Origin of the sequence: Streptomyces monashensis (genome assembly GCF_001866665.1) — a bacterium.
Classification (GTDB): domain Bacteria; phylum Actinomycetota; class Actinomycetes; order Streptomycetales; family Streptomycetaceae; genus Streptomyces; species Streptomyces monashensis.
The window spans coordinates 50,719-66,924 of record NZ_MLYO01000018.1 but is presented as its reverse complement, the minus strand read 5'-3'; the positions used below and the strand labels follow the sequence as shown (position 1 = coordinate 66,924).

Sequence of the window (16,206 nt, the reverse complement as noted above, 5' to 3'; positions counted from 1 at the left end):
GGGGAGGCGGTCGCGTTGACCGGTGTGGAAGTGATGGCGGACGCGGGCGCGGAGACGGACGGGCACGCGGGTGCGGGCGCGCAGGCGGAGACGGACGGGCACGCGGAGGCGCGGGGGAGCCGTCGGCTGCCCCGGGTGCGCGGCTTCGCCGCATGGCCACGACAGGGCTCGCCCAAGGACGAGGGCAAGGCACTGCGGACGAGCGTGCCGCGGGCCGCACACCGCACCCTCGACCTGGACCCCGCCCGCCCCGACGCGGTCACCGCGGTCGTCGAGTCCAACGCCGGCCGCATCCCGGACCTGACCCCGCTGCGCGTCGGGCGCATGGCCGCCACCCCGTTCGCCTTCCTGCGCGGCTCGGCCGGACTCATGGCCCACGACCTCGCCCGCACCCCGATGACCCGCATCGGCACCCAGATATGCGGAGACGCGCACGCGGCCAACTTCGGCCTGTACGGCGACCCCCGCGGCGACCTCGTCATCGACCTCAACGACTTCGACGAAACCGTGCACGGCCCCTGGGAATGGGACCTCAAGCGGCTCGCCGCCTCCCTCGTCCTCGCCGGACGCGAAGCCGGTGCCGACGAGGACACCTGCCGCTCCGCGGCACGCGACACGGTCGGCGCCTACCGGCGCACCATGCGCCTCCTCGCCAAACTGCCGGTGCTGGACGCCTGGAACGCCATCGCCGACGAGGAGTTGGTCTCCCACACCGACGCCCACGATCTGCTCGGCACCCTCCAGCGCGTCTCGCACAAGGCCCGGGCCAACACCAGCGGCCGGTTCGCCGCCAAGGCGACCGAGGCCGCCGAGGACGGCGGACGCCGATTCGTCGACGCCGCCCCGGTACTGCGCCGGATCCCCGACGCCGAGGCCGCCGCCGTCGCCGCCTCCCTGGAGCCCTACGTCCACACCCTCAGCGAGGACCGGCACCCGCTGCTCGCCCGGCACGCCGTGCACGACGTGGCCTTCCGGGTCGTCGGCACCGGCAGCGTCGGCACCCGGTCCTACGTCGTCCTGCTCCTCGACCACCGCGAGCAGCCACTGGTGCTCCAGGTGAAGGAGGCCCGCCCGTCCGCCCTGGTCCCGCACCTGGCCACCGCCGGCTTCGAGACCCCGGCGGTGGAGCACGAGGGACGCCGGGTGGTCCTCGGCCAGAAGCACATGCAGGTGGTCAGCGACATCCTGCTCGGCTGGACGACCGTCGACGGCCGCCCCTTCCAGGTCCGCCAGTTCCGCAACCGCAAGGGCAGCGTCGACCCCGCCGCCCTCGCCCCCGACCAGATCGACGACTACGGCCGCATGACCGGCGCCCTCCTGGCCCGCGCCCACTCCCACAGCGCCGACCCCCGGCTGATCGCCGGCTACTGCGGCAAGAACACGGAACTGGACGAGGCCATCGCCGCGTTCGCCGTCGCCTACGCCGACCGCACCGAGGCGGACCACGCGGCACTGGTGACAGCGGTGCGCGCGGGCCGGATCGCGGCCGAGGCGGGGGTGTGAACAGAGACGGTATGGGCGCGCCCGGAAGGGCGTGCGGTTGTACGGACACGCGGCAGCGGCCACCGGGGGCGGGGGCTGCGCTCCCGCACGAACCCGCAGCGGGCGCATGATCCTCAGCCCTACGGCGGGATGCCGCATCCTCACCACCTACTCTGGTCGGATGACGACCCCGGAAGCCGAAGAGGCGCCCCGGCCCGAGGAACGGCTCGAGCAGGCCGTGCGGGCCGCCGAGCAGGCGTTGATCGAGTACGAGATCGCCGTGGAGACCTTCCGCGTCGAGGTCGAGAACTTCTCCCGGCTGCACGAGCAGCGCCTCGGCCCCCTCTACGCCCGCATCGAGGAGCTGGACGCGGAGATCGCCGAGGCCAAGGCGGCCCGCACCGGGGACCCGGAGGACATCCGCCGCGCCGAGGAGGCCCGCGCCCGCGTCCTGCCGATCCCCGGCGTGGAGGAACTGCTGCACGGCTGGATGGACGGCCACGGCCTGTTCCCGGAGGCCGCCGCCATGCTCACCGACCAGGCCGTACGCCCCCCGGAGCGGGTACGGCCCAGCGAGGAGGCCCGCAAGCTCTACCGCGAGCTGGCCCGCAAGGCCCACCCCGACCTCGCCCAGGAGGAAGAGGAACAGAAGCGGCGTGAGGAATTCCTCACCCGCGTCAACGCCGCCTACGCCCGCGGCGACGAGGCCCTGCTCCGGGAACTCGCCGAGGAGTGGGCGGCCGGCCCCGTGCCGCCCGAGCGCCTGCCGAGCGCCGCCGAGGAGCTGTACGCCCGCCTCGAATGGCTCTCCCGCCGCAAGGAGCTGCTCACCCACGTCGCCCGCGAACTGGAGGAGAGCGCGATCGCCGGCATGCTCCGGCTCGCCCCCGACGACCCCGACGGCCTCCTCGAGGAGATCGCCGGCCGGCTGCGCGCCGACATCGCCCAGCGGGAGAGCGAACTGGCCGCCCTGCTGGGCCAGGCCTGAGCCGCGGCCGGAGCGGACCGGAGCCGCACGGTGCCCCGGTCGGCACGGGGGAGCTTCGGGTAGCGTCGGGGACATGAGTTTTGGAGCTGGTGTGCCCACGGTCGAGGTCGCGGACCTCAAGGACGGCGACTTCCTGCTGGACGTCCGCGAGGACGACGAGTGGCAGGCGGGCCACGCCGAGGGGGCGCTGCACATCCCCATGAGCGACTTCGTGGCCCGCTACGGCGAGCTGACCGAGGCCGCGCCGCAGGACGGCCGCGTCCACGTCATCTGCCGCTCCGGCGGCCGCTCGGCCCAGGTCACCATGTACCTGGTCCAGCAGGGCATCGACGCGGTCAACGTCGACGGCGGCATGCAGATCTGGCAGGCCGCGGGCCGCCCGGTGCTCACGGACGAGGGCAAGCCCGGCCAGGTCCTGTAGCTTTCCCCGCGGCCCCTGCCCCGGACTTCATCCCTGCCGGGACGACTTCTCCAAGGGGCACGCGACCGACCCACGGACGCGCTCGACCCCCTGTGCTCTCGGCCGCGGCGCCGTCGGCCCAGGTGGGCCTGGGCTCGGCCTGTACCCGCTCGGCTCGTGTCGGCTTGGTCCCTGCCTGCTCGGCCCACGCGAGCCGTCCGGCGCGGTCAGCCCAGCGGATGGGCCGCCAGCAGATCCCCGAGCCTCTCCTCGTACGCCGCCGCCGGGCCGAGCGCCAGCTCCAGGTGCTTGGCCCAGGCGTGATACCGGTGCAGCGGACTGTCGGTGTCGGCGCCGAACCCACCGTGCAGATGCTGTGCCGTCTGCACCACCCGGCGCACTCCCTCGGCCGCCCAGATCTTCGCCACCGCCACATCCCCGGCGGCGGGCAGCGCACCCGGAGCCCCCGAAGCGATCCGCCACGCGGCCTGCCAGAGGGTGGCCTCCATGGCGCGCAGATCGATGTACCGGTCCGCGGCCTGCACGGCCACCGCCTGGAACGTCGCGATCGGATACCCGAACTGCTCCCGCTTCCCGGTGTACTCGGCCGTCATCCTCAGCACCCGCTCGCCCAGCCCGAGCGCCAGCGCACAGGTGCCGGTGGCCAGCAGTGCGTGCAACCACTCCCAGGCCCCGTCGGCCTCGACGACTTCGTCCGCGTCGACCCGGACCGACGTCAGCCGCAGCTCGGCCAGCCGCTCCCCGCTGGTGGACACCTGCTCGGCGAGTACCACCCCGTCCCGTTCACGCGGTACCAGCGCGAGCACGGTCCGCTCGGCCGCCGTCCCCTCGACGTGCGCCGGCACGACGACGAGGTCCGCGTCGTACGCCCACGGCACCGTCGTCTGCACCCCGTCCAGCACCCACGCCGACCCGTCCCGCCGCGCGCCCACGGCCAGTTCGGCCGGATCGTGGCCGCTGCGGCCGTGTGCCGCGACGGTCAGCACCAGCTCACCCCGCCCCGCCCGCGCGAGTAGCCGCTCCGCCAACTCCGGCCCGCCGTAGGTCTGTACGGCCGCTGCCGCCGCGCTGTGCTCCAAGAGCGGCACCCGGGCCAGTACACGGGCCGACTCGCGCAGCACCAGGCACAGCGCGATCGCGTCCAGACCGGAGCCGCCGTGCGCCTCGTCGAGCAGCAGACTCAGCAGGTCCGCCTCGGCGAGCCGGGCCCACAACTCCCGGTCGAAGCCCTCGGCCACGGCACCGGTGGTGAGCGCCGGACTGGGCACCGCGTCCGGCGCGACGCCCGCGAACACTCCGCGCGCCGCCTCTGCCGCCGCCCGCTGCTCCTCGGTGAAGGTGAAGTCCACGGCCTGTCCCTCCGGCGGGTCGGGTTACCTGACGGTGCGTCAAGATAGAACAGGTTCTAGGAGAAGGGAATGGGGCGGAGAGGCGGAGGGGTGGAGGGGTGGAGTGGCGTTGGTTCTCGGTGTGTTGGGGGTTCCTTGTCTTGGGGGCCCCTCCCCCTCCCCCCTCCCTCCCCACCCCCCCGATTCGGCCCGGGCAGCCCTCAGCGGTCGAAGTCCAGCTCCACCTGTTCCGTCAGCGGATGCGACTGGCAGGCCAGCACATACCCGGCTTCCGTCTCCTCCGACTCCAGGGCGAAGTTGCGGTCCATGCGGACCTCGCCGGAGACCAGGAAGGCGCGGCAGGTGCCGCACACTCCGCCCTTGCAGGCGTAGGGCGCGTCGGGCCGGTTGCGCAGGACCGTCTCCAGCAGCGTCTCGCCGTCACGCACCGGCCAGGTGCCGCCGCGCCCGTCCAGCCGGGCGGTGACCGTGCTGTGCGCGGGGGACTGGGCGGAAGCGGCCGGGGGCGAGCCCGCGTCCACGTGGAAGATCTCCTGGTGGATCCGGGAGCGGTCCACGGACAGCTTGCGCAGCGCCTGTTCCGTGCCCTGCACCAGCCCGTACGGCCCGCACAGGAACCACCCCGCGACCCGCTCGACCGGCAGCAGCACGGGCAGCAGCGCGGTCAGCCGCTCCCGGTCGAGCCGGCCGGACGGCAGGCCCGCCTGCTGTTCCTCCCGGGAGAGCACGGTCACCAGCTGGAACCGCTCCGGATAGCGGTCCTTCAGGTCGGCGACCTCCTCCAGGAACATCGTCGAGGCGGCCGTACGGTCACCGCGTATCAGACAGAAACGGGCCTCCGGGTCGCGCGCCAGCAGTGTGGTGACGATGGACAGCACCGGGGTGATGCCGCTGCCGCCGACGATCGCCGCGTACAGTCCCGGCGCCGGGTCCAGGGTGAAGCGGCCTGCCGGGGTCATCACGTCCAGCTCGTCGCCGGCGTTGATCTCCTTCAGCGCGTAGGCGGAGAAGGCGCCGCCCTCCACGAGCCGTACGCCGATCCGCAGCGTGTCCGGGCCCGGGCCGGCCGGGTCGGGGGCGGGGGAGCAGATGGAGTAGGTGCGCCGGATCTCCGTGCCGTCGACTCTGCGGCGCAGGGCCAGGTGCTGGCCGGGTGCGTGCCGGAACTCCGCGCGCAGGGCGGGCGGGACGGTGAGGGTGAGGGCGACGGCGTCGTCGGTGATCCGGTCGACCGCGGCCACCTGGAGCGGGTGGAAGCGCGCCATCACAACTCCTTGAAGTGGTCGAACGGTTCACGGCAGGCCAGGCAGCGGCGCAGGGCCTTGCAGGCCGTGGAGGAGAACCTGCTCAGCAGCTCCGTGTCGGCCGAGCCGCAGTGCGGGCAGTGGACGGGGTCCGGGTCGGCCGCGGCGTGCGTCGCGATCGTTCGGGTCGGGCCGAGGGACAGGGGCACCGGGTCGGAGCCGTCGCGTACGCGCGGGGGAGCTATGCCGAACTCCCGGAGTTTGCGGCGGCCTTCAGGGGTGATGTCGTCGGTGGACCAGGCGGGCGCGAGGACCGTGCGGACCGTGACCTCGCGCATGCCGTGGGAGCGCAGGACCCGCTCGATGTCGAGGGACATCGCCTCGATGGCGGGGCAGCCGGTGTAGGTGGGGGTCAGGTCGACATCGACCGTGTCGGTGCCCTGGACGTGCACCGCGCGCAGTACGCCCAGTTCCCGCAGGGTGAGCACGGGCAGTTCGGGGTCGGGCACCGCGCCGGCCAGCTCCAGCAGTTCCGCCTCCAGGGCGGTGGCGGTCACCATGTCGCCCCCGGGTGGCTGCGGTGCAGGTGCTGCAGCTCGGCGAGCATCCGGCCGAACGGCTCGGTGTGCAGGCCCTGTCGGCCGGCGCCCGCGGACCAGGCGCCGGTGCGCGGTCCCTCGGGGACGGGCAGCGTGGCACGGCGGAGGACGGCCTCGACGGACTCCCGCCAGCGCTCGTCCAGTCGGGTCCAGTCGATGTCGAGGCCCTGGACCGGCTGGAACATCTCCCCGGTGAACTTCCACAGCGCCTCGCAGGCGCGGTGCATCCGCCCATGGCTCTCCTCGGTGCCGTCGCCGAGGCGCAGGGTCCACTGCTCGGCGTGGTCGCGGTGGTAGGCGACCTCCTTCACCGCCTTTGCGGCCAGGGGCGCGAAGGGGCCGTCGCCCGCGGCCAGTTCGGCGTAGAGCAGATGCTGGTAGGTGGAGAAGTACAGCTGGCGGGCGATGGTGTGGGCGAAGTCGCCGCCTGGCTGCTCCACCAGCTGGAGGTTGCGGAAGGAGCGTTCCTCGCGCAGGTAGGCCAGTTCGTCCTCGTCGCCGGCCAGTGACAGCAGCACCCGCGCCTGGCCGAGCAGGTCCAGGGCGATGTTGGCGAGGGCGACCTCCTCCTCCAGGACGGGGGCGTGGCCGGCCCACTCCCCCAGTCGGTGGGAGAGCACCAGGGCGTCGTCGCCGAGGGCGAGCGCGGCGGTCACCGGGGCGGTGGCGGGGCCGGTGGCGGTCACAGGTGCTTCACCCCTTCCGGGATGTCGTAGAAGGTCGGATGGCGGTAGGGCTTGTCGGCGGCCGGTTCGAAGAACGGGTCCTTCTCGTCCGGGGAGGAGGCGGTGATCGCGGCGGCCGGGACGACCCAGATCGAGACGCCTTCGCCGCGCCGGGTGTACAGGTCGCGGGCGTTGCGCAGGGCCAGCTCGGCGTCGGGCGCGTGCAGGCTGCCGGCGTGAGTGTGGGAGAGGCCGCGCCGGGAGCGCACGAAGACCTCCCACAGGGGCCAGTCGGTGGTGCTCATGCTCGCTCCGCTTCTGTCTCGTGAGCCGTCTGGTGTCCGGTCGTTCGGGTGCCGTCCGTGTGTCCGGTGTGCTTGGCGGCGTAGGCCGCGGCCGCTTCCCTGACCCACGCTCCCTCGTCGTGGGCGCGGCGGCGCTGGGTGATCCGCTGTTCGTTGCAGGGGCCGTTGCCCTTGAGGACCTCCCAGAACTCCGTCCAGTCGATCGGGCCGAAGTCGTAGTGCCCCCGCTCCTCGTTCCACCGCAGGTCAGGGTCGGGCAGGGTGAGGTCCAGGGATTCGGCCTGGGGGACGCAGATGTCGACGAAGCGCTGGCGCAGCTCGTCGTTGGAGTGGCGCTTGATCTTCCATTCCATCGACTGCGCGGAATGCTGCGACGCGTCGTCGGGCGGGCCGAACATCATCAGTGAGGGCCACCACCAGCGGTTCACCGCGTCCTGTGCCATCGCGTGCTGCTCCGTGGTGCCCTTGCTGAGGGCCAGCAGCAGCTCGTAGCCCTGGCGCTGGTGGAAGGACTCCTCCTTGCAGATCCGCACCATGGCGCGGGCGTAGGGGCCGTAGGAGCAGCGGCACAGCGGGACCTGGTTGGTGATCGCGGCGCCGTCCACCAGCCAGCCGATCGCGCCGACGTCGGCCCAGGTCAGGGTCGGGTAGTTGAAGATCGAGGAGTACTTCTGGCGGCCGCTGTGGAGTTTGTCGAGAAGCTCTTCGCGGCTGGTGCCGAGGGTTTCGGCCGCGCTGTACAGGTAGAGACCGTGGCCTGCCTCGTCCTGGACCTTGGCCATGAGGATCGCCTTGCGGCGCAGGCTGGGGGCGCGGGTGATCCAGTTGGCCTCGGGCTGCATGCCGATGATCTCGGAGTGCGCGTGCTGGGCGATCTGCCGGACCAGGGTCGCTCGGTAGGCGTCGGGCATCCAGTCGCGTGGTTCGACGCGCTCGTCGGCGGCCACGGCCGCGTCGAAAGCGCGCTGGTAGGCCGTCGTGCCGACGGTGTCCGGCGTGCCGTCCGCCTCCGTGCGGGCCGTGCGTTGCGCGGCTGGTGTGGCCATTGCGGTCCCCCTGACCTCGGGTTCTGCGGTGAACACTGTCCCGACCGATCGTTCGGTCCGTGTGCTGTCAATGGTGTGCCGGGCGCTGTGGAGTGTCAACCGCTGTGGAAAACTCCGGTGGGCGGCCTGTGGACAACCGGAGCGGAGGCGGGTACGGCCGGGGTCCGGTGCCGTACGGCGTGGCGAGGACCACGGGCCCGGGCCCGTACCCGGGGCTGCGCTCGGCGGCCGGGCCTGAGTACCGTTCCGTGCGGACGTCGCACCGTGGTGTGCGGGAACCGTGGGGCGCCCGGGACGGGCGCCGCATACCTGAGGTCGGCCGCGGGGCCGGCCGACCGAACCGAGAAGACCGAGCCGAGACGGGGGACGGGAACGGAATGGACGCGTACGACGAGGACCCGGGGGCCGGGCCCGGCCCCGACGGGTCGACCGGGGCGCGTCTCCCGGCCGAACCTGCGGCCGGCACCGGCACCGGCACCGGGGCCCCGGGCACCCAAGGCCCTGGCTCCGGCGGCTCCGGAACCGCCGATTCCGACGGATCTGACGGCCCTGACAGTTTTGGTGGCCCTGACGCCCGCAGGACCAGTGGCCCTGACGCCCGCAGGACCAGCGGCAGCGAGCGGAATGGTGGGTACCTGGGCGGTGGTGATCCGGAACGTGGCGCCTCGAAACCCGGTGACACGTCCAGCGGGTCCGGCCCGGCGGATGAGGCAGGTCCGGTGACCGAGCCGGGCGCCGAGGCCGCGGAGACCGAGGAGGGGCCGGCCGCTGGTGCGGGCGTTGCCGCCGTGGCGCCCGATGCGCGCGGTACCGGTGTGGCCGCCCTCTCCCCCCGCTACCAGATCGCCGCGGCACTCGCCCTCGCCGCGGTCGCCGTGGCCGCCGGTGTGCATGTGCTGATGGTGTTCCTCAGCCTCGCCCCCGCGAACACGGTGACGAAGCAGCACGGCAAGGCCGTCGAGGAGTGGGTGTACCCCGAGTTCGAGCAGAACTGGAAGCTGTTCGCCCCGAACCCGTTGCAGCAGAACATCGCCGTCCAGGTGCGCGCCGAGGTGCGGACCAAGGGCGGTGAGCTGCGGACCACCGGGTGGACCGATCTGTCCGCCGAGGACGGCGCCGCGATCGACGGCAACCTGGCGCCCAGCCACACCGAGCAGAACGAGCTGCGCCGGGCCTGGGACTTCTTCACCGCCACGCACGGCACCGACAACCGGCCCGTCGGCATGCGCGGCTCCCTCTCCGAGGAGTACCTGCGCCGGATCGTGGTGATGCGTCTGTACCGGAACGAGCCGCCCGACAGGCTGGGCGTCATCCAGCAGGTGCAGATCCGTTCCCGCACCACCAATGTGCAGCCGCCGAAGTGGAGTCCCGAGCGCGTGTCCGACCAGCCCGTCTACCGCCTGCTGCCCTGGTGGACCGTGACCGCCGACGAGGCCGCCGGGGGTGTGCGGTGAACGGTTCTTCCTCTCTGACGCGTCTTTCCGTGCCCCTCTCGCGCGGGATCGCCCGGGTGACCGGGGCGGCGCTCGGGCCGTACCAGAGCGCCGTGATCCGGATCGGCTTCGCCGGGACCTGGCTGCTGTTCCTGCTGCGGGAGTTCCCGCACCGCCAGGAGCTGTACGGCCCGGCCGGACCATGGAGCTGGAGCCTCGCCAAGGAGCTGACGGCCGACAACCACGCCTTCACCGCCCTGATGTGGACCGACGGGCAGCTCTGGTTCGAGTGCTTCTACGTGCTGGCGGTCCTCGCGAGCGTCGCCCTGCTGCTCGGCTGGCGCACCCGGACGGCGTCCGTGCTGTTCATGGTGGGCGTGCTGTCGCTGCAGAACCGCAGCGTCTTCGTCGGCGACGGCGGGGACAACGTCCTGCACCTGATGTCGATCTACCTGGTGTTCACACGCTGCGGACAGGTGTGGTCGCTGGACGCGCTGCGGGCGCAGCGCGCCGAGGCGGCGCGCGCGCGTGGGGAGCGGCTTCCCGCCGACCGGTTGGGGCCGGCCCTGTGGGCGGTGCTCGGCCTGGCGCTCGTCCTCGTGACGGTCACCGGCCGGTTCGACAACGGCTGGCTGATCCCCGTCCTGCTGTGGGCGGTGCTGGCGGGGCTCGGCCTGTGGTGGGCCGTCGACCGCTGGGCGAGGGCACGGGACCCGCGGATTCTGCTGGACGTCGTCGCCAACATCCTGCACAACGGCGCCCTTGCCGTGATCATGGCGGAGGCGTGCCTGATCTACGCGACGGCCGGCTGGTACAAGATCCAGGGCTCGCGCTGGCAGGACGGCACCGCCGTCTACTACCCGCTCCACCTGGACTACTTCTCGCCCTGGCCGGGCCTCGCCGACCTGATGTCCTCCAGCGGCACGATCATGATGATCGTCGCCTACGGGACGGTCATGGTGCAGGTCGCCTTCCCGTTCACCCTGTTCAACCGGCGGGTCAAGAACGTCCTGCTGGTCGCGATGATGCTGGAGCACGCGGTGATCGCGGTCGTGCTCGGCCTGCCGTTCTTCTCGCTGGCGATGATCACCGCCGACTCGGTCTTCCTGCCGACGTCCTTCCTGCGCCGGCTGGGGGCCCTGGTGGCACGCGCGCGTGCGCGGATCGCCGGGCGCGGGGAGCGTACGGTGCCCGCACCGCGCTCTTCGCCGGAGCCGGAGCCGGGGCAGCCGGAGGGGGCGGAGCAGAGTGCTCCGGGTGCGGTGGGCGCCGCGTAGGGTTCACGGCATGACCGACCCGCTGACCCGCTGGCGCGCGCACGCCGGCAGCGCCGTGCTGCTCGACGGCTTCCACGCCCTGAAGCACGCGGTGCGCTTCGGGGCCGAGGTGCCGGTGGCGGTCACCACCGACCGGGCGGCCGCGCTCGCCCTGGCCGAGGAGTTGGCCCAGGACGTGCGGGCCGCGCTGGACGCCCTGCTCACCGAGGTGCCGGCGCAGACGTACGCCTCGCTCGTGCCACGGCCCCACCCGACCGGGGTGGCCGCGCTCGCCGTACGGCCGTCCCGTGAGGCCAATCTCGGGGCGCTCGCCCGCACCCCGCGCACCGCGCCGGTCGTGGTCCTGGACAACCCCAGGAACCTGGGCAACGCCGGGGCCGTGATCCGGCTCGCCGCCGGTTTCGGGGCGACCGGGGTGGTCACCACGGGCACGCTCGACCCGTGGCACCCCACCGTCGTGCGCGGTGGCGCAGGCCTGCACTTCGCGACCGCCGTGGAACGCCTCGGCGTCGAGGAGCTGCCCGCCGGGCCGCTGTTCGCCCTCGACCCCGAGGGCGACGACATCCGGCGCACCACGCTGCCCGACGACGCCGTGCTGGCGTTCGGCTCGGAGCGCAGCGGGCTGTCGGCCGAGCTGCGCGCGCGTGCCGACCACCTGCTGGCGCTGCCGATGCGCCCCCAGGTCTCCAGCTACAACCTGGCCACCAGCGTGGCGATGACGCTGTACCACTGGAGCATCACCGGGGGCGCGCCATCGGCCTCTCGGGCTGCCGTCCGGGCCCCTTCCTAGGCCTCCCGGCGCACCTCGACGACCCGGAACCGGTTCGCCACGAACGCCCCGTCGCACAGCGCGGCGTTGGCCGCCGGGTTGCCGCCCGAGCCGTGGAAGTCGGAGAAGGCGGCCGTCTGGTTCACGTACACCCCGCCGGTCAGGTTGAGCGACAGCTGGGCCGCCTCCTCCAGGCAGACCTCCTCGACGGCCCGCTCGGTCTCGGGGTCGGTGGTGTAGGCGCCGACCGTCATCGCGCCCTTCTCGCGGACCGTGCGGCGCAGCAGCTCCACCGCGTCGGCCGCCGAGTCGACGGCGACGGCGAAGGAGACGGGGCCGAAGCACTCGCTCATGTAGGCGGCCTGGTCGTCCGCCCCCTCCCAGTACTTCCGGGCGCCGTCCAGCTTCACGACGACGGGGGTGCGCACGACCGCGTCCGGGAAGTCCGGGTTGGTGATCTCCCGGGAGGCGAGGGCGACTTCGCCGAGGCCGGCCGCGGCTTCCAGGCGGGCCTTGACGTCCGGGTTGACGATCGCGCCGAGCAGGGCGTTCGCGCGCGCGTCGTCGCCGAGGAGGCCGTCGACCGCGCGGGCGAGGTCCGCGGTGACCTCGTCGAAGGTCTTGGAACCCTGGTCGGTGCGGATGCCGTCGCGGGGGATGAGCAGGTTCTGCGGGGTGGTGCACATCTGGCCGCTGTACAGGGACAGCGAGAACGCCAGGTTGGACAGCATGCCCTTGTAGTCGTCCGTGGAGTGCACCAGCACCGTGTTGACGCCGGCCTTCTCCGTGTAGACCTGCGCCTGGCGGGCGTTGGCCTCCAGCCAGTCGCCGAAGGCCGTCGACCCGGTGTAGTCGATGATCCGGATCTCGGGGCGGGTGGCCAAGGGCTTGGCGATGCCCTCGCCGGGGCGCTCGGCGGCCAGCGCGACCAGGTTCGGGTCGAAGCCGGCCTCGGTGAGGACCTGGCGAGCGACCTGCACGGTCAGCGCGAGGGGCAGTACCGCGCGCGGGTGGGGCTTGACGAGGACCGCGTTGCCGGTGGCGAGGGAGGCGAACAGGCCCGGGTAGCCGTTCCAGGTCGGGAAGGTGTTGCAGCCGATGAGCAGGGCGATGCCGCGCGGGGCCGGTGTGAACTGCTTGGTGAGGGTCAGCGGGTCGCGCTTGCCCTGGGGCTTGGCCCACTCGGCCGTCTCGGGGGTGCGGACCTGCTCCGCGTACGCGTACGCCACCGCCTCCAGGCCGCGGTCCTGGGCGTGCGGGCCGCCCGCCTGGAACGCCATCATGAAGGCCTGGCCGCTGGTGTGCATGACGGCGTGCGCGAACTCGTGGGTTCGGTCGCTGATGCGCTTGAGGATCTCCAGGCAGAGCACCGCGCGCGTCTCCGCGCCCGCGTCCCGCCAGGCGCGCTGCCCGGCCTTCATCGCGGGCAGCAGCACGTCCACGTCCGCGTGCGGGTATTCCACGCCCAGCGCGATGCCGTACGGGGACACCTCGCCGCCCGTCCAGCCGTCCGTGCCGGGCTGGCCGAGGTCCAGGCGGGTGTTCAGCACGGCGTCGAAGGCGGCCTTGCCCGCCGCCGCGTCCAGGCTGCCGTTCTCGCCGTAGGCCTTGGGGTGCTCGGGGTGCGGGGACCAGTACGCGCGCGTACGGATCGCTTCCAGCGCCTGGTCCAGGGTGGGCCGGTGCTTCGCGATCAGCTCGGGCGCGGTCAGTTCGGCGGCCATGCGGGACCAACTCCTCGTCTGGGGAACTCTCCGTCGAGTTCACGACCTGGCAGAAAGAGCAGCGGGATGGGATCGTCAGAGCTAGAGTAACCGAACGATCGGTCGGGACAAGGGGGACCGCCGCATCTGTGGAAAACCCCGTGCGGGAGGATCGCGCACATGACAGCACTCGACCTCAGCAGCCCCGTGGCCGTCGTCGGCACCGGCACCATGGGCCAGGGCATCGCCCAGGTCGCGTTGGTCGCCGGCCACCCCGTGCGGCTGTACGACGCGGTCGCCGGGCGGGCCCGGGACGCGGCCGAAGCGATCGGCGCCCGGCTCGACCGGCTCGTGGAGAAGGGCAGGCTCGGCGCCGCCGACCGGGACGCGGCCCGCACCCGGCTGAAACCGGTCGACGGCCTCGCCGGGCTGGCCGACTGCGGACTGGTCGTCGAGGCGGTCCTGGAGCGGCTGGACGTCAAACAGCAGCTCTTCGGCGAGCTGGAGGACATCGTCGCCGAGGACTGCCTGCTCGCCACCAACACCTCCTCGCTGTCGGTGACGGCGATCGGCGGCGCCCTGCGCCATCCCGGCCGCTTCGTCGGCCTGCACTTCTTCAACCCGGCCCCGCTGCTGCCGCTGGTCGAGGTCGTCTCCGGGTTCGCCACCGACGTCACGTCGGCCACGCGCGCGTACGAGACCGCCCGGGCCTGGGGCAAGACCCCGGTGGCCTGCGCGGACACCCCGGGCTTCATCGTCAACCGCATCGCCCGGCCGTTCTACGCCGAGGCGTTCGCCGTCTACGAGGCCCAGGCGGCCGACCCGGCCACCATCGACGCAGTGCTGCGCGGCTCCGGGGGCTTCAGGATGGGCGCCTTCGAGCTGACCGACCTGATCGGGCAGGACGTCAACGAGTCCGTGACGCACTCGGTGTGGCAGGCCTTCTTCCAGGACGTGCGCTTCACGCCCTCGCTGGCGCAGCGCCGGCTGGTGGAGTCCGGCCGCCTCGGCCGCAAGAGCGGGCACGGCTGGTACGACTACGCCGCGGACGCCGAGCCGGCCGAGCCGCACACCGCCGACCAGGAGCGGCCGCCCGCCTACGTCATCGCCGAGGGCGACCTCGGCCCCGCCGCCGCTCTGCTCCCGCTGATCCGCGAGGCGGGCATCCCGGTCCGCGAGGAGGGCGAGGACAACGGCACCCGCCTGGTGCTGCCCGGCGGCGGCCAGCTGGTCCTCGCCGACGGGCAGACCTCCGTGGAGTTCCGGGACGTCGTCTACTTCGACCTCGCCCTCGACTACCGCACCGCCACCCGCATCGCCCTGTCGGCCGTCCACGACACCTCGCCGCAGACCCTCGCCGAGGCCACCGGCCTGTTCCAGGCGCTCGGCAAGGACGTCAGCGTCATCGGCGACGTCCCCGGCATGATCGTCGCGCGCACGGTCGCCCGGATCATCGACCTCGCCCACGACGCCGTCGCCAAGGGCGTGGCCACCGAGGAGGACATCGACACGGCCATGCGCCTCGGGGTCAACTACCCGCTCGGCCCCTTCGAATGGGACCGCAGGCTCGGCCGCGACTTCGCCATCGACGTCCTGGACGAGATGCACGAGCGCGACCCGTCCGGACGCTACGCGCCCTCGCTCGCGCTCTACCGCCACGCATACGCCGTCGACAAGCGGGAGGGCGCCTCGTGACCACGGCCAGACGCGACACGTACACCCCGGAGACGCTCCTTTCCGTCGCCGTGCAGGTCTTCAACGAGCGCGGCTACGACGGCACCTCCATGGAGCACCTGTCCAAGGCGGCCGGCATCTCCAAGTCGTCGATATACCACCATGTCAGCGGCAAGGAGGAGCTGCTGCGCCGGGCCGTCAGCCGGGCTCTGGACGGACTGTTCGCCATCCTCGACGAGGAGCACGCGTGCGTGGGCAGGCCCGTCGAGCGTCTGGAGCACGTCGTGCGCCGCATGGTCGAGGTGCTCATCGGCGAGCTGCCGTACGTGACGCTGCTGCTGCGGGTGCGCGGCAACACCGAGACCGAGCGGTGGGCGCTGGAGCGGCGGCGCGACTTCGACCACCGGGTCGCCGAGCTGCTGAAGGCCGCGGCCGCCGACGGTGACGTGCGCGGCGACGTGGAGGTCCGGCTGGCCACCCGGCTGGTCTTCGGCATGATCAACTCGATCGTGGAGTGGTACCGGCCGGACCCGCGCGGCGCCGGCCGGCGTGAGGTGGCCGACGCCGTGGCCCGGCTCGTCTTCTCGGGCCTGCGCAGCGCCTGACAGCCGGCGGACCTCCTGCTAGTCCTCCGGCTCCAGGTCCTCCTCCTCGAACACCAGCAGCGTGCGCGTGCTGAGCACCTCGGGAATCGCCTGGAGCCGGGTGAGCACCAGCTCGCGCAGCGCCCGGTTGTCAGGCGTGTGCACCAGCAGCAGGACGTCGAAGTCGCCGCCCACCAGAGCGATGTGCGAGGCGCCGGGCAGCTGTCTGAGCTGCTCGCGGACGGTGCGCCAGGTGTTCTGGACGATCTTCAGGGTCACGTACGCCGAGGTGCCGTGCCCCGCCCGCTCGTGGTCCACGCGCGCGCCGAACCCGCGGATCACCCCGTCCTCGACGAGCCGGTTGATCCGCGCGTACGCGTTGGCACGCGAGACGTGGACGCGCTCGGCGACCGCACGTATCGAGGCGCGGCCGTCGCCCTGGAGGATTTTCAGGATGTCCTGATCGATGGCGTCCAGCGGTCGCGGGGGCGGCAGCGGGACGCCGTCCCGCGGTCCCTCGGCCAATTGTTCAGCTGCCATGTCCTCCCGCTCCCTCGCCGTGGACGTCCTGCGTTCATTCCAGGCTGTGGAGAACCGTTTGTCCACAGCCTGGAGGTGCCTGTAGCCAAAATGTGCCGACGACCGAACAATCGGTAGGTGGGACGGG

Annotated in this window: 16 protein-coding genes; 8 read left to right on the top strand and 8 right to left on the bottom strand. The window is 72.7% G+C overall.

Going from position 1 to position 16,206, the window contains the following annotated elements:
* Window positions 1-33: 33 nt before the first annotated feature.
* The 3 genes from BIV23_RS10435 to BIV23_RS10425 all read left to right on the top strand — a co-directional run bounded on the left by BIV23_RS10435 (window position 34) and on the right by BIV23_RS10425 (window position 2,891).
* Window positions 34-1,503, top strand: a complete 1,470-nt coding sequence (locus tag BIV23_RS10435; RefSeq protein ID WP_071380516.1) for a DUF2252 domain-containing protein — start codon at window positions 34-36, stop codon at window positions 1,501-1,503.
* A 160-nt stretch (window positions 1,504-1,663) separates the two neighbouring features.
* Entirely contained in the window at window positions 1,664-2,470 is an 807-nt protein-coding gene (locus BIV23_RS10430) for a hypothetical protein (RefSeq protein ID WP_071380515.1), read from the top strand.
* A 91-nt stretch (window positions 2,471-2,561) separates the two neighbouring features.
* Window positions 2,562-2,891, top strand: a complete 330-nt coding sequence (locus BIV23_RS10425) for a rhodanese-like domain-containing protein (protein ID WP_071380514.1) — start codon at window positions 2,562-2,564, stop codon at window positions 2,889-2,891.
* A 206-nt stretch (window positions 2,892-3,097) separates the two neighbouring features.
* Here BIV23_RS10425 and BIV23_RS10420 read toward each other — a convergent pair whose 3' ends face one another.
* The 6 genes from BIV23_RS10420 to paaA all read right to left on the bottom strand — a co-directional run bounded on the left by BIV23_RS10420 (window position 3,098) and on the right by paaA (window position 8,099).
* Window positions 3,098-4,240, bottom strand: a complete 1,143-nt coding sequence (locus BIV23_RS10420; protein WP_071380513.1) for an acyl-CoA dehydrogenase family protein — start codon at window positions 4,238-4,240, stop codon at window positions 3,098-3,100.
* 200 nt (window positions 4,241-4,440) lie between these two features.
* Complete coding sequence (locus BIV23_RS10415) at window positions 4,441-5,505, bottom strand: 2Fe-2S iron-sulfur cluster-binding protein (RefSeq protein WP_071380512.1); 1,065 nt, start codon at window positions 5,503-5,505, stop codon at window positions 4,441-4,443.
* Window positions 5,505-6,044 (bottom strand): 1,2-phenylacetyl-CoA epoxidase subunit PaaD, encoded by a 540-nt coding sequence (gene paaD, locus BIV23_RS10410; RefSeq protein WP_071380511.1) that lies wholly within the window; start codon window positions 6,042-6,044, stop codon window positions 5,505-5,507. Before paaD ends, BIV23_RS10415 begins: the two co-directional genes overlap by 1 nt.
* Window positions 6,038-6,769, bottom strand: a complete 732-nt coding sequence (gene paaC, locus BIV23_RS10405) for a 1,2-phenylacetyl-CoA epoxidase subunit PaaC (RefSeq protein WP_071380510.1) — start codon at window positions 6,767-6,769, stop codon at window positions 6,038-6,040. Before paaC ends, paaD begins: the two co-directional genes overlap by 7 nt.
* Window positions 6,766-7,053, bottom strand: coding sequence for a 1,2-phenylacetyl-CoA epoxidase subunit PaaB (gene paaB / locus BIV23_RS10400; protein WP_030640248.1), 288 nt, complete (start codon window positions 7,051-7,053; stop codon window positions 6,766-6,768). Before paaB ends, paaC begins: the two co-directional genes overlap by 4 nt.
* Window positions 7,050-8,099, bottom strand: a complete 1,050-nt coding sequence (paaA, locus tag BIV23_RS10395) for a 1,2-phenylacetyl-CoA epoxidase subunit PaaA (protein WP_071380509.1) — start codon at window positions 8,097-8,099, stop codon at window positions 7,050-7,052. The genes paaB and paaA overlap by 4 nt, the downstream gene beginning before the upstream one ends.
* Before the next feature lie 377 nt (window positions 8,100-8,476).
* Between paaA and BIV23_RS10390 the strand changes: the two genes are divergently transcribed.
* From BIV23_RS10390 to BIV23_RS10380, 3 genes are read left to right on the top strand one after another with little or no spacing between them, the layout of a single operon-like run.
* Window positions 8,477-9,553 (top strand): DUF5819 family protein, encoded by a 1,077-nt coding sequence (locus tag BIV23_RS10390; protein ID WP_071380508.1) that lies wholly within the window; start codon window positions 8,477-8,479, stop codon window positions 9,551-9,553.
* Window positions 9,554-9,567: 14 nt separating this feature from the next.
* The gene (locus tag BIV23_RS10385; RefSeq protein WP_071380697.1) at window positions 9,568-10,809 is read left to right on the top strand and encodes an HTTM domain-containing protein; all 1,242 of its coding nucleotides are present in this window, start codon (window positions 9,568-9,570) and stop codon (window positions 10,807-10,809) included.
* 10 nt (window positions 10,810-10,819) lie between these two features.
* Window positions 10,820-11,599: a TrmH family RNA methyltransferase gene (locus BIV23_RS10380; RefSeq protein WP_071380696.1), complete on the top strand. Its 780-nt coding sequence runs from the start codon at window positions 10,820-10,822 to the stop codon at window positions 11,597-11,599.
* Here the strand turns inward: BIV23_RS10380 and paaN are convergent.
* Window positions 11,596-13,302 (bottom strand): phenylacetic acid degradation protein PaaN, encoded by a 1,707-nt coding sequence (gene paaN / locus BIV23_RS10375; protein ID WP_071380507.1) that lies wholly within the window; start codon window positions 13,300-13,302, stop codon window positions 11,596-11,598. The two genes, BIV23_RS10380 and paaN, sit on opposite strands and share 4 nt — an antisense overlap.
* 159 nt (window positions 13,303-13,461) lie before the next feature.
* On the opposite strand from paaN, the gene BIV23_RS10370 reads away from it, so the two are divergent.
* Window positions 13,462-14,976 (top strand): 3-hydroxyacyl-CoA dehydrogenase, encoded by a 1,515-nt coding sequence (locus BIV23_RS10370; protein ID WP_071380506.1) that lies wholly within the window; start codon window positions 13,462-13,464, stop codon window positions 14,974-14,976.
* Window positions 14,973-15,560 (top strand): TetR/AcrR family transcriptional regulator, encoded by a 588-nt coding sequence (locus BIV23_RS10365; RefSeq protein ID WP_071380505.1) that lies wholly within the window; start codon window positions 14,973-14,975, stop codon window positions 15,558-15,560. Before BIV23_RS10370 ends, BIV23_RS10365 begins: the two co-directional genes overlap by 4 nt.
* Before the next feature lie 18 nt (window positions 15,561-15,578).
* Here the strand turns inward: BIV23_RS10365 and BIV23_RS10360 are convergent, their stop codons facing one another.
* Window positions 15,579-16,079, bottom strand: coding sequence for an Lrp/AsnC family transcriptional regulator (locus BIV23_RS10360; RefSeq protein WP_107471130.1), 501 nt, complete (start codon window positions 16,077-16,079; stop codon window positions 15,579-15,581).
* Window positions 16,080-16,206: the final 127 nt, after the last annotated feature.